The organism is Olleya sp. YS (genome assembly GCF_029760915.1).
GTDB lineage: Bacteria > Bacteroidota > Bacteroidia > Flavobacteriales > Flavobacteriaceae > Olleya.
The window spans coordinates 2,926,844-2,940,446 of the sequence record NZ_CP121685.1 but is presented as its reverse complement, the minus strand read 5'-3'; the positions used below and the strand labels follow the sequence as shown (position 1 = coordinate 2,940,446).

General features: G+C 30.9%; 13 protein-coding genes and 1 other RNA gene. 8 read left to right on the top strand and 6 right to left on the bottom strand.

The features are described 5' to 3' along the window. Window positions 1–1,038 carry a glutaminyl-peptide cyclotransferase gene (locus tag Ollyesu_RS13320; RefSeq protein WP_279301710.1) on the bottom strand — a complete coding sequence of 346 codons (1,038 nt, stop codon included), beginning with the start codon at window positions 1,036–1,038 and terminating at the stop codon, window positions 1–3. Between the two features lie 88 nt (window positions 1,039–1,126). Here Ollyesu_RS13320 and ffs point away from each other — a divergent pair. From ffs to fsa, 4 genes are all read left to right on the top strand, one after another. Continuing rightward, window positions 1,127–1,225: signal recognition particle sRNA small type (ffs, locus tag Ollyesu_RS13315), an RNA gene on the top strand. Between the two features lie 104 nt (window positions 1,226–1,329). Further along, complete coding sequence (locus Ollyesu_RS13310) at window positions 1,330–2,130, top strand: SDR family oxidoreductase (protein ID WP_279301709.1); 801 nt, start codon at window positions 1,330–1,332, stop codon at window positions 2,128–2,130. A 1-nt stretch (window position 2,131) separates the two neighbouring features. Further along, entirely contained in the window at window positions 2,132–2,563 is a 432-nt protein-coding gene (locus tag Ollyesu_RS13305) for a hypothetical protein (protein WP_279301708.1), read from the top strand. A 189-nt stretch (window positions 2,564–2,752) separates the two neighbouring features. After that, window positions 2,753–3,406: a fructose-6-phosphate aldolase gene (gene fsa, locus Ollyesu_RS13300; protein ID WP_279301707.1), complete on the top strand. Its 654-nt coding sequence runs from the start codon at window positions 2,753–2,755 to the stop codon at window positions 3,404–3,406. A gap of 505 nt (window positions 3,407–3,911) precedes the next feature. On the opposite strand, the gene Ollyesu_RS13295 is transcribed toward fsa, so the two are convergent. From Ollyesu_RS13295 to Ollyesu_RS13285, 3 genes are read right to left on the bottom strand one after another with little or no spacing between them, the layout of a single operon-like run. Then, window positions 3,912–4,337, bottom strand: a complete 426-nt coding sequence (locus tag Ollyesu_RS13295; RefSeq protein WP_279301706.1) for a DUF2452 domain-containing protein — start codon at window positions 4,335–4,337, stop codon at window positions 3,912–3,914. A gap of 56 nt (window positions 4,338–4,393) precedes the next feature. Continuing rightward, window positions 4,394–4,879, bottom strand: coding sequence for a peptide-methionine (S)-S-oxide reductase (locus tag Ollyesu_RS13290; protein WP_279301705.1), 486 nt, complete (start codon window positions 4,877–4,879; stop codon window positions 4,394–4,396). 3 nt (window positions 4,880–4,882) lie between these two features. Next, window positions 4,883–6,445, bottom strand: a complete 1,563-nt coding sequence (locus tag Ollyesu_RS13285; RefSeq protein ID WP_279301704.1) for a protein adenylyltransferase SelO family protein — start codon at window positions 6,443–6,445, stop codon at window positions 4,883–4,885. 129 nt (window positions 6,446–6,574) lie between these two features. On the opposite strand from Ollyesu_RS13285, the gene Ollyesu_RS13280 reads away from it, so the two are divergent. Then, window positions 6,575–7,219, top strand: coding sequence for a hypothetical protein (locus Ollyesu_RS13280; RefSeq protein WP_279301703.1), 645 nt, complete (start codon window positions 6,575–6,577; stop codon window positions 7,217–7,219). On the opposite strand, the gene Ollyesu_RS13275 is transcribed toward Ollyesu_RS13280, so the two are convergent. Next, a complete protein-coding gene (locus Ollyesu_RS13275; protein ID WP_279301702.1) occupies window positions 7,216–8,730 on the bottom strand; it encodes a patatin-like phospholipase family protein in 1,515 nt (504 codons plus the stop codon). The two genes, Ollyesu_RS13280 and Ollyesu_RS13275, sit on opposite strands and share 4 nt — an antisense overlap. 120 nt (window positions 8,731–8,850) lie before the next feature. Here Ollyesu_RS13275 and Ollyesu_RS13270 point away from each other — a divergent pair, with 120 nt between their 5' ends. The 3 genes from Ollyesu_RS13270 (at window position 8,851) to Ollyesu_RS13260 (ending at window position 11,225) form a co-directional block, all read left to right on the top strand. Then, window positions 8,851–9,231, top strand: coding sequence for a hypothetical protein (locus Ollyesu_RS13270; RefSeq protein WP_279301701.1), 381 nt, complete (start codon window positions 8,851–8,853; stop codon window positions 9,229–9,231). A 22-nt stretch (window positions 9,232–9,253) separates the two neighbouring features. Then, a complete protein-coding gene (locus tag Ollyesu_RS13265; RefSeq protein WP_279301700.1) occupies window positions 9,254–9,709 on the top strand; it encodes a pyridoxamine 5'-phosphate oxidase family protein in 456 nt (151 codons plus the stop codon). A 139-nt stretch (window positions 9,710–9,848) separates the two neighbouring features. Continuing rightward, on the top strand, window positions 9,849–11,225 hold the full coding sequence (locus Ollyesu_RS13260) for a sugar porter family MFS transporter (protein WP_279301699.1): 1,377 nt from the start codon (window positions 9,849–9,851) through the stop codon (window positions 11,223–11,225). A 54-nt stretch (window positions 11,226–11,279) separates the two neighbouring features. Here the strand turns inward: Ollyesu_RS13260 and Ollyesu_RS13255 are convergent, their stop codons facing one another. Further along, window positions 11,280–13,541 carry a hypothetical protein gene (locus Ollyesu_RS13255; protein ID WP_279301698.1) on the bottom strand — a complete coding sequence of 754 codons (2,262 nt, stop codon included), beginning with the start codon at window positions 13,539–13,541 and terminating at the stop codon, window positions 11,280–11,282. Between the last annotated feature and the right edge of the window lie 62 nt (window positions 13,542–13,603).

Below are 13,603 nucleotides of genomic sequence, written 5' to 3'. Positions count from 1 at the left end.
CTAATTTTCAACAATCTTAACCTCAAACAATTTGTCCCAACGTTTTCCTGTTAAGAAAAACGTCTGCGTGTCTGGATTGTAAGCAATTCCGTTAAGGCAATTTTCGTTTAAAGAAAAATTAGAAATTTGTTTCGTTAGTGGAATGCAGTTAATAACTGCTTCTTCAGCTCCATTTTTAGGATTTATAATTGCTATTCCGTTTTTTTCCCAAATATTAGCATATAATTTGTTGTTAGCCCATTCAATTTCATTTAAACGCCCAATTTTTCCTTTGGTAGAATACACTTGGATATAATCCTCTTCAGTTAAAGTATCTGGATTTAAGGTCCATATTAAACTGGTACCATCACTTTTATATAATTTGTTACCATCATTTGCAAAACCCCAACCTTCTTGACTTTTTCCGTAATTAAAGCTTCCTTTTTTCTCTAAAGTTTCAGCATCATAAGTAAATCCTTTTTTAGCTTGCCAAGTCAAGTGGTAAATGGTATTGTTAAGCACAGTCATACCTTCTCCAAAATAATTGTCTGGAATCGCAACTTCTGCAATAACGTCTCCCGTTTTGTAGTCTATTTTTCTAATTTTAGATTCGCCTCGTTGCCCAGTACTTTCATACAAAACACCTTTATGAAACTCTAAACCTTGTGTGAAAGACGTCTTGTCATGAGGAAACACATTCACAATTTCTAAAGACAGTATTTTTGGGTCTTTATCATTTAATAGGGTTAATTGCTGGTTAACAATTGCAGTTTCTCCGTTAAAATTAATGGTTGCTTTTAAATTGTGCTCGCCTAATTTAAAATCAGAAAGTGGTTGTTTAGTATTAATAGTTTTACCATCCAATTCATAAACAATAGAAGAGACGTCAAGATTTTTAGGATTTTTAAGAGCCAATTCTAGTGTTTTGTCGATACTAATCGTTCCGTTTTTAGCATTAGTTGTTATAGAAAAACTCTTTTTTTGCTGTTCTAAATTTGCTCCGCAAGACACAAGCACTAGTGCTAAAAATATGATGGTGAGGTGTTTAAATACTTTCATGTTGTAAACTTATTTGAGAGCAAGTTATTTATTAAAATTCATTTTAAAAAATCATTGTGAAAAATTTAAAAGTATGTATCTTTGCAGCTGGCAAGTCCTACACAACCAGCTCCTGCTGAATCCTCCAGGTCGGGAACGAAGCAAAGGTACGCGGTCGTAGCGGTGTGATGTAGGTAGCTTGCCTTTTTTTTGTACCCAAAATTTAGATTTTTGAAGCATCTTCAAGATATTTGGTGAGTTATTAGTTTTACTCTTTCAACTTTTTTACTTTTAACTTTTAAATTAATGTACATGTCCAAAGTCGTATTAATTACTGGAGGATCTTCAGGAATAGGCAAATCTATAGGTGAGTATTTAACAGATAAAAGGTTTACTGTTTATGGTACTAGCCGAAACCCTTCTAATTATACTAATAGCAAATTTAAACTAGTGGCTTTAGATGTTAACGATATTACCACTATTGCAAACGCTGTACAAACCGTTATTGAAGCAGAAGGTAAGTTGGATGTATTAGTTAATAATGCTGGTGTTGGGATAAATGGTGCTGTCGAGGAAATTCCGCAAGAGCAAATACAACATAATTTTAATACCAATTTTTTTGGACCTATTAATGTGATTAAGGCAGTTTTGCCACACATGCGACAACAACAGTCTGGTTTAGTCATTAACATTACTTCTATTGCTGGATACATGGGATTACCCTACAGAGGAATTTATAGTGCAAGTAAAGGCGCATTGGAGATTGTTACTGAAGCCTTACGTATAGAAACTAAAGATTTTGGTGTACAATTCACCAACATTGCTCCTGGTGATTTTGCCACCAATATTGCTGCAGGACGTTATCATGCACCAGTTTTAAAAGACTCTCCATATACTGAGTACCCAAGTGTGTTAAAAGATATTGACGACCATGTAGATAATAGTAGTTCACCAATTGCAGTAGCAAAAAAAGTATATCAAGTTATCATTACGAAAAACCCAAAAATACATTACAAGGTTGGTGCTTTTATGCAAAAATTTTCAATAGTATTAAAATTTTTGTTACCAGATAAGGTGTATGAAAAGATGTTAATAAAGCATTATAAGTTGTAATATGAAAAAAATCCTAGCCTCGTTATGTCTTGCAATAGGATTTACACTTCCAAATTTTATATCCTATAAGTTTGTTTGCGCTACTGACGAGCGTTGGCCTGATTTTTATGGGTTTCCGTTTGTACAAAATACAGATAGAAGTTGGGTGTTTTCTATGTCTGGCAAATTTTTTATATCAGGATTTATTGGAAATGTGATTTTTTGGGGATTACTTTTTTATGTTATAATTAGGCTTTTAAATTTACTTAAACATAGAGTTTTTATAATTGTTAGAAGAGTTATATTGATAACTTTATGTTTGTTTTCTTTATGGGTTATATATTTTGAGTTAACCCTTTTTGATTGGAGATTACAATGGAATCATGATGATTTTAAAATGAATTATTACCAACAAAAGCTGGATTGTAAGCGTACATTTCATTTTTTTGATTAAATGTTAATATCATTTCATATCATTTTTTTTGTCCCTTAAGTTAAATTGTAACTTTGTAGTGCGTTAAGGATGTAATACTTTGTCTTTGCTCAGTAAAGGCTTTCTGTTTGAGATCTTCTAAGAGAGCGAGTAGTGACAGCCTGTTAAAACGCCCAAATAATTATTAAACACAACTTAAATATATTTTAAATGAAATTTTTTATTGATACTGCCAATTTAGACCAAATTAGAGACGCCCAAGACATGGGTATTTTAGATGGTGTGACAACAAATCCATCTTTAATGGCTAAAGAAGGTATTACTGGTCATGATAATATCATGAAACATTATGTTGCTATTTGTAACATAGTGGATGGTGATGTGAGTGCAGAGGTGATTTCGACTGACTTTGAAGGTATGGTTAAAGAAGGTGAAGCTTTAGCTGAATTACATGACCAAATCGTGGTTAAATTACCAATGATTAAAGATGGTGTAAAGGCTTGTAAATATTTTAGTGATAAAGGAATTAAAACTAATGTCACTTTAGTGTTTTCTCCAGGTCAAGCGTTATTAGCTGCTAAAGCTGGTGCGACTTACGTCAGTCCGTTTATTGGACGTTTGGATGACATCTCTACAGACGGATTAAACCTAATTGCAGAAATTAGACATATCTATGATAACTACGCTTTTGAAACAGAAATACTTGCAGCTTCTGTACGCCATACCATGCATGTTATTGATTGTGCTAAACTAGGTGCAGATGTAATGACTGGTCCATTAAGCTCTATTGAAGGATTATTAAAACACCCTTTAACAGATATTGGATTGGCTAAGTTTTTAGCAGATTATAAAAAAGGAAACTAATTGCAGTAAAAAGTAATTAGTATAAAGTAAACAGTTTTAAGTTTACATTTTCTATTAAATACAAAGAATCCCAAGCTTTTGCTTGGGATTTTTTTGTTAGTATATAAATGTAATCGTATTTAATATAAACAGTAATGACCAGATTATAGTCCTTATCCAGTTTTTTGAAATCAAATTACTGAGAATAATATTTGTGGTGTTTACTTTGTTTATATTGTTGTGTAACGGTACAAATACTAAAAAGGTAATTATCCAAACGCTAAACACCAAAGCTGTTCTGATGTAAATTGAAGTATTAGGCTGCGTGACTACTAAATACACATAAAGTAATAATTGACTAAACATTAAGGGTATTACAATAACTGCTAATCTAGCGGTGTATTTACTATGCCATTTTAATAGTGACTCTTGATTATGATATTTAAAGTTTGGATAAATAATAAGTTGAACTATCTAAATTAATACCACTAATCCAAAATCTAAGACAAGACTTAATACTTGAAGCTTACTCGTCATCTATTATTTCGTTATCAATCCGTTTCCAGATGTGCTCAGAGTTTAGGTAAAAGCTTCCTATAAAATCAAAATTGCATTGGTCTGGTGCAATAATAGATAAAAAAGGTTGTCCATTTTTATCTCTGTATAAATGGTAAGTGTCTCCAATTATAGGCTGAAAGCTAAATTTAGCGTTATAAACCAAATTGTTATATTCAAGCTCTGCCATCATTTTTTCATATTCTGCTTTTAGCTCTAAATACTTAGCTTTTATCTGCTGATTGGCTTTGTGTACGTTTTTGTTTTTCCAAGTGACATTTTCGGTAACTTGTATAGCAGGAGCACCAACATTAGTTGCATAAGGTTTTAATGCTGCGTCATATTTTTGTGTATCTTCATTAAAGACAATATTATCAGGTTTTTTAGTATCTGACATGCTTTTTCTTTTTTAACAAAGATACTAAATAGCTTTTTGTTGTTGGCTTTTAGCGCTTAGTTATCCGTTAAATGTTTACTAAATTTTTCTTGAAGTAATTTTAGTTTAGGATGTATGTAAGTCTCACAGAATGGCTTATTAGGATTATTTTTGTAGTAATTTTGAAACTGAATGTCTGATGCTTTAAATTGGACAAAGGGAATAATTTTGGTTATTAATTTATTGTCAAAATCAACTTGAAATTGAGATAAAAGTAATTGGATTTGCGTTTGTTGAGCTTCAGAAAAATAGTAAATAGCAGATCTATATTTAATACGCATAGAGTGGTTAGAAGTGCTTTTGTGTGTGTAAAGGTGAATTTGTATTAAGTCACTTAATGCAATGTCTTTTAAATTGAAATGAACTATAACTGCTTCCGAATAACTTGAATCATAATTAGTTGAAGCCACAAAACCTTGCTCTACTTTTAGTACACCTTTCAATGCTTGAAACACTGCTTCTGTACACCAATGACAACCACCACCAAATGCTATTTTGTCCATAATTTAAGAGCTACAAGACAACATGGAACAACCAACTTTATGCCTTGCCCATTCTGGACGTTTTGCAAACCATTTTTCATGTTTTGGTTGCTCTTCATAAGGTTGTTTTAAAAGGTTAAACAACTCGTCAATTAATTTGTAGTCCCCTTTATTAGCATCATCTATTGCCAATTGTGCCATATAATTGCGTAAGACATATTTTGGGTTGACGCTATTCATGTTTTCTTTTTTCGCTTTCGCTGAAATTGGGTCGCGTTTCAATCGGTCTGCATAGCTATCAAACCATAAATTCCATCTGTTTTTTACAGCTTCGGTTACCGTTTTAATCTCATAAAACGACTCACGAATTATTTGTAATCCATTAGTAGGTATCGAGCTATCAAAATCGGCTAGATTTCTAAAAAAGATTGTCATATCAGTTTCTGTTAATTGTAAGCAATCTTCTAATTCTTGAATCAGGTTGGCATCTTTAGGTTCTTCGGTTGACAAACCGATTTTACTTCGCATCATTTGAAGGTATTTAGCTTCTTTTTGAATAGCAAAATTTGCTAAAACTGCTTCCAATCCTTCAGCCTCTTCAATTAAAGGATATAACGCGTTTGCTAATTGGTATAAATTCCAATGCACAATATCTGGTTGTGCACCAAACCTGTAGCGCTTATGTTGACTATCTGTAGTATTTGGTGTCCAACTAGGCTCATAACCTTCTAACCAACCGTAAGGTCCATAATCTATGGTTAGCCCTAAAATAGATAGATTATCAGTATTCATCACACCATGAGTAAAACCAACACGTTGCCAATGGATTACCATATCTAAATTGCGTATTGCTACGTCGTTAAAAAATGAAAGATAAGCTTGATTATTTGGTTTTCCTAGATGTTTAAAGTGAGTATTTATTGTATAATCTACAAGTGTTTTTAGGGTTTTTATATCGTTTCTAGCTGCAAAAATCTCAAAGCTTCCAAAGCGTAAAAAGCTTGGTGACACACGACAGACTATAGCGCCTTTTTCGTAGTCTGGATTCCCATTATACATGACATCACGTAGTACTTGATCACCAGACAATGCAAGACTTAATGCACGTGTGGTTGGTACACCTAAGTGGTGCATGGCTTCGCTACATAAATATTCTCTAATAGAGCTTCTTAATACTGCTAATCCGTCTGCGGTTCTGGAATATGGTGTTTCTCCAGCACCTTTTAGTTGAAGTTTCCAGTTTTGTTTGTCGTGTTCGATTTCAAATAAATTAATAGCACGACCATCACCTAATTGTCCAGCCCAATGACCAAATTGGTGACCACCATAACACATGGAATAGGGTTTAGTGTTTTCTAAAACAGTATTACCTGTAAAAATGTTTAAAAACATTTTGGTTTTGGCATCGTTTTCTGATAGCCCTAATTTTTTAAGCATCTCTGGTGAGACATGTAATAACTTAGGATTTGACGTTTTTTTAGGTGTAACATAACTATAGCAAGCTTTAGTGACTTGACGTCTTGAATTGTCTACGATTGAATCTGCTGGTAAGCTATTGGTAAAGGTATGTTTAGGATGTATAATCATGTTTTAGGATTGTCTTGATAACAAAGATACGCAATAGATGTGTTTAGTTTTTGTAAGATATTTCTTTTACGTTTTCAATATGTTTGACTATTTTTAGAGTCTAACAACACTAATTAATCTAACTAAAAAATGCACAAGCCAAATAAAAACACCATCTCAGATTTAGAGCAAAGTAAATTAGACGTTCTATTAAAAGATTACGAATTAACAAATACTAAGATTGAAAAATTTGTAGGTAATCAGTTTTTGTTTACTCAAGGTGCATTAGTATTAACAGGTGGATATGTCTTTTTTTTAATTGAGGGAGTAAGCGCAATTGATAAGGCAATAAACACTAAAACAGATACTAAATTTTATCTTCAATTTTTGCCATTTTTTGTGTTGCTTATACTTTCAGGAGTTTTATACCAATACCAAAGAACTGTTGGTTTACAAGGTTATAAGCAATATTTAGAACAAGCCATAAACAAATTAGTTGGACAAAACTTAATTAGCTATGGACATATAGGTATGCGATTGATGTTAAAAAATAATTTAGTCTCTTTACTAAATGCCATTTTATATGCTTCGGTTTATGCAGGAGCTTGTTTTTTAGCTGTGGTTAAACCTTCTGGAACAGATAAACCGCAATGGTTGCTTTTTCATATAATAGGATTTGTATTGTTCTTAACTTTTGCAATTTGGCAGACTACTGGTCATTCAAAACGAGTTAAAGATATAGCACAAAAAGCGTCACAATTTGAAGACAGTCTTGAAGAGTTTGATGATTATTAATTTGTATACCTCTCTTTTACTAACCATAAAGGGTTAGCCTGAAATTGTTCCCAGTATTCTAATAGCAGATTAAAAATTGCTGTTAATTCTGCATCTTTTCCTTTTATTTTATCCTCGTGAAAACGGACCAAATAAGCTATCAAATTATAGCAAGTAGTAAACTCACCACAAGCAATTAATTGATCCAACATATTATTACTTTTTGCTTTACGGTCAAACCAAAGATTTGTCCCAAAAGAAGCACAGCGATTTGCTATGGTTTTAATGTTTTCAGAAATATCATTAGTGTAGGGTTTTATCTTTTCCCATTCTAAAGCAAATTCAGGTTTATCACTGTCTTTACATCTTAGTTCATAAATAGCAGAAGTAATAGCAATTTCGTTATAAGAATTATATAATTTACTTGCGTTTTGTCGCCTGTCATTTTTTAGCATAACCACACCAGACATGATTAAAAGACTATTAAGCCTGTTGATGAGATATTTTCCAAGTCGATGTGGCGCGACTTTAAAAGTTTCAGTAAGATTTGTTAGTTTCCCAATTTTAATACTTAACATTAACAAGCCAAGTTGTATCACTAATTGAAATGTAGAAATAATTAGAAAAATAGAGTAGAGTAGCCACCAGTTTTTTATAAAAGCAAAAATACTAAGCAAAATAAAACCAACTAATAGTATTGGATTGGACAATATGGTTAATACTTTAGAGAGTTTTGAGGTTTCAGCAAACTTAAACGTTTCGTTTTTGTCCTTATTGACATAAGGAGAAGACACATCGTTTATAAAAAATAAACTGTAGGGATTGGCATCTTCCTTTGTTGTCAAAAAGACTGAAGCACCTTGATTATCTACAATGCCACCATCCATTAAGCCAATAGTTTCTATATGGTTGGTGTTAGGTACAAAATCTGAAGGAAAAGCAATGGGTTCAAAACCACCAGGAAAAGCTGATGAGGCAGCAATACAATCGCCAATTTTAATTTGATCTTCTAAGTTTCTGTATTCAGGTTTTAAAAATTTATGTCCAAAAACACGACCAGATTTATCGATATTCTGAAACCTAAATTGTGTAGCATAAGTAAAATCGGTTGTATTAAAGCTAATACGCTCTAAATGTGTCTTGTGGTTTTGAAAATGTCCTAAAGTACGGTTGTTGGTTAGTTTGTTATACTCTATGGCTAATGCATTAATTGGATTTTTATGCTTGTGTTTGTTTTCTGGTTGTTTCCAAACTTTATAACTTTTAATATGTTTTATAACATTTTCAGTAAGTGTATCCTCTTTTAACCAGTTGTAATATTCTAAGTAGAATTGGTCAAACGATTGGTGTTCGATTAAAGATTGTACATACTTTCCACCAGTTATTGTTCCTCCAGATACTGTAGATAGTGCTTTGACGTGTTCTAAAAGATTAATTTTCTCTAAAAACGACAAACACCCAAAAGTATAGCAAGAAGCTCTGTAACCTCCTCCGGAAAAGCATAATGCAATCGCCTTAAAAACAGGACTCATAAAATGTATTATTTATATTATAAAGCTAACAAATTTGTTTTGAATTATGCTTAAATACTGATTTATGTCATAAATAGTTGAATATAAAAAGATTAACTTTAAGTAGTTAATTTGTAGTCTATGTCTAATAACAAAAATATTCAGAATCAGTTTTATCAAAATCTTGGTAAGCTATTTTATGCTATTGCCATGTCTGATGGAGTAATTGAGACTTCAGAAGTTATAGCTTTAAACGATGCCATTAGTAATCAATGGAATACTAAAGATGCATCATTAATAGTTGATGTATTTAATTGGCTTAATAACGATAGGGAATATAGTGCAGAACAATGTTTTAAAAGCTTTATACAATATAAAAAGGCAAACCCAACCTTGTTTACAGATGAGATAAAAAAGAAAGTTAAAGATACTGCAATTGCTATAGCCTCTAGTTTTTCAAAAACAAATAAGTCAGAATTACTACTATTGGCTAAACTAGAAATAGAGTTGAATTTACAATAATTAAAATATAAATAGAATAGAGATGTTTAAAAATTTAGAAGAAAAAGAAATTAAATATATCCTTGAAAATAATTATATAGGCCACATGGGATATGTTTACCAAAATAGACCATTTGTTGTACCAATTACGTTTTTTTATGATCAGGATATAAAGGCCATAATATGTTACTCTGCAGATGGACATAAAATGCATGCGTTACGAATTAAACCAGATGTATGTTTACAAATTAATACTATTGATAATGTTACTAATTGGAAATCTGTTTTAGTGCATGGTGTTTTTGAGCAAAAGTTTGGTAGTGATGCTAAATCTTACTTGCACAAGTTTTCGTTAGGAGTTAAAGACATTATTCTAGGAAAAGAACATAAAAAAGCAAGTTTTATAGACGAGTTTTCAAGCAAAAAACATGACGATAACATTCCAGCAGTTTTTTTAATACACATTGAAGAAATTACTGGTAAAAAAAGGAACACCTGAGTGTTATTGCGATAGTAGAACTTTTTAGTTAAGCATGATTGCATAAGACACCTATACAAAAACCATACATCTTATATTTTTAATACATTTTAATAGGTTTTAATAGTATATTGAAACACTAACTTTAAAAATTAATTAAATGAATAAAGGTGTTTTTTTACTTCTAATTGCTGCAGTCTCTGCTTTGGGAGGCTTATTATTTGGATATGATACAGGTGTCATAAATGGCGCACAATTTTTTTTAACAGAGCATTTTAGTTTAAGTGATGGCTTAAAAGGCTGGGTTGTTGGTAGTGCATTATTAGGATGTTTTGTTGGAGCAATAGTTGCTGGACCTTTAAGTATTAAAATTGGTAGAAAGTGGTCCTTAATTATATCGGCTGTATTTTTTACACTATCAGCTTATGGCTCAGGATTACCAGAACTATTTCCGCAATCGGTAAGTATGCTTGTGTTTTTTAGAATTTTAGGAGGATTAGGTATTGGTATAGCCTCAATGAATGCACCTATGTATATTGCAGAAATCGCACCATCTAACATTAGAGGACGTATGGTAACGTATTACCAATTAGCAATTGTAATTGGTTTTTTTGTTGTGTTTTTAGCAACGTATTATATAGGAAATAATTTAACACAAGCAGAAAATATTGAATTTGGATGGCGTCGTATGTTTTGGTCAGAATTAATACCTAGTGGATTATTTTTAATACTCTTATTTTTTGTTCCTAAAAGTCCAAGATGGTTAGCATTAAAAGGACATGATGATGAAGCATTAGCTGTTTTAAATAAAATTAATGGAGCAACTGAGGCTGAATTAGAAATGAAGCAAATTAAAGATTCTTTAGACCAATCAAATGATGGAATAAAAGTGAGTTATTTCTCAAAAGCTATTTTAGTAATTATTGCTATTGGTACAGTGTTGTCTATGTTACAACAATTTACAGGTATTAATGCAGTATTATATTATGGAGCAGATATTTTTGAAAAAGCATTAGGTTTTGGTAAAGAAGATGTATTGGCACAACAAATACTGTTAGCATTTGTGAATTTGGTATTCACTTTTGTAGCCATGTTTACAGTAGATAAATTTGGTAGAAAACCATTACTCTACATTGGGTCTATTGGTATGATTGTTGGATTTTTGTTATTAGGTGTATCCTTGCAACAACAAAATGTAGGTATGATTTCTTTAATAGGTGTATTGTTATTTATAGCGTCTTTTGCATTGTCTATGGGACCAGTAGTTTGGGTATTGTTATCAGAAATGTTTCCTAATAAAATTAGAAGTGTGGCTATGTCTGTAGCAGTAGCAGCACAGTGGGCTGCAAACTATGTGGTATCACAATCGTTTCCTATGGTCATGGGAAGTGAAACCAATAATAGTGCTCCATGGAATGGGTCATTACCTTACTTTATATTTATAGCTTTTATATTAATAATTGTATTTGTAACCTATAAATTTATTCCAGAAACAAAAGGTAAATCTCTTGAAGAAATTGAGGGGTTTTGGAAATAATAGAACAATTTTAAACAAAAAAATCACAACTGATGTTGTGATTTTTTTTTGACATTAATTTATGCTTAATAGTTGTGTTTTAGAAATTAAATCTCCAGATTCAGACACACCTTCAATAAACACCTTAATCTCTTTTTGGAAGTATGTTGGTACATTCAAGTTAACTGAAGAATTAGCCTCAATAATTAAGTTTGGTTTCCAAAACACAGCACCATACTCTTTAAATGTTGTATTGTCATAAGAAGGGTATCTAGGTGAATAGTATTGTTTTTCTGTAATAAAACCTACAGGTGCTTTTATTTTAAGTGTATTTTTCTTTAAATTAAAAAATTCTTTATTAGAGTATGTATACACATGCATTTCCCTACCAATCCCAAACATGACAGTACCCATTCTTACTTCTCTAACTTGTTCCATAGGTACATGATATAAGTCTCTTGCATTTCTTACTACCTTGTCATTTAAGTAAATTGCTTTCAAGCTATATTTTGAGTAGTAGTATTTTAAATATATTGGTCTTACAAAATCAAACAAACTTCTACCAGTATATATCATATCTTCATGGTCGAGCTTTCTAAACGCTTTGGTTAAACCCTTAGCTTCATTATCAAATTTTGTTTTACCAACTATAGTAACTTCATCTAACATTTCAGTTTCATTAAAAAAATCGTCAATATTATAAACGGTATGTTTCTGCGTTTCAAATTCTTTGTTTTTAATATTTAAATATTCAGAATTTAAATAATCTGAAATCTTACTATTTGAGTATGATATAATAGGTGTCACTTTAAGTGGATTGTCGTTTTTCATTAACGAAAATTCAAATTCAGAATATTTTTTTAAAAACGAATTTTCAATAATATGAGGATTATTTTTAGGTAAAATTTCGTCTACAATATTATTTGTTGGCGAATAAACTAGGATAGATTGTTTTTTTTCTAAGGGTGTGTTTAAATGGATTTTAACATCTATACCTATTTCAAAATTGAATTTATTTTTTGGAGCTTTATTAAAAATATTATCCCAATTGTACTTGCTCCAGCCTTGTGTTAATAATAATAAGTCTAAATCTTTGTAGTTATTTTTAAAATAGTATTCTGGATTTTCTATAAAACCTTTTATGTAAGGTTTAAATATGATTTGAGATTTAATACTATTATCCGGTTTGTATGCTTTTGTTTCAGAGGGTAAAAAAGAAGCGCTTAAAAATATCTTTTCTTTTGTGTTATTGGTAAATACTGCCTCAATGGAATCGTTTTTTAATTTATAATTAGAAGAGATTTGTATTTGATTTGAAAAATCTTCAAAGTCATTAAAAATTAGTCTCTCAATTATTGGTACGTTATTGTCATCAAATACAGTAACAATGTTTACTCCGTATGGCAACTCTTTTTTTTGTAGAATTAAGGCATAGGTTTTATTAGTATCATTAAAATCAAAAAATATATTTTTAAAATTTCTGGTGTTATGTACAAGCATTCTGTATTTTTTACCATTAAGTTGTTTTAAAGATTTATTATTGGTTAAAATATTTAGTACAAAACCATCGTCTAATATTTTAGTGTTTAGCGTTATTCCTGTTTTTTCCGGTAGTGTGGTTTTTTCAATTAAAATAGTTCCGTCTGGAAGCGTAGCTTCAAAAGAGTAAATCTCATTATTTTTAATAGGTATGTTTGCATCAGCAAACCCTAGAATATTAGTACTAAATATCCCTATTAGTGTTCCTGTTTCATCTTTAATTTTTCCATTGCTTATTTTTACACCTTTGTTGTTGCTGTCTTTAATTAAGATGCCAATGTTGTTAATTGTATTTGCAAGTATGTGACCTCCTTCAGGAAAAAGTTTAAACTCATAAAATTTATCTATGGATAATGATGTATTATCGCTACTTTTTTTGTCAGATAGTATTGAGATTTTTTGAGTAAAAGCGTGGTCTTCATTAAAATTGCGCATCCATTGTGTTGATGCTTTGATGTAGTAATCTTTTTTTATAAATGTAGAGTCTACAGGTATGTTTGCATATCCAATTCCATTTTTAATATGAATTAAATGTTGCTCTTTTTGAAGGCCTAGATCATCAAAAATAGAAACATAAAGATTAGAAGTAGTAGGATGTAATTGATTAGTATTTTGCTCGATAACATAAGCTTGAAACCACAGTTCTTCTCCTTTTAAAAATGTGGTTTTATTTAAGTGTAAATATGTTATTTCTCTTGTGTCTTGAAAATAGTTAGTATAAAGACTATCTATGTTTTGCGTGAAAGATTGTACAGAAAACAATGCGGTAATTAAACAGAAAAACAATATTTTTTTCATTATTAGATATTTTAAACCTACTTCATAAACGCACTAATAATTTTTATATGTATACATTTAAA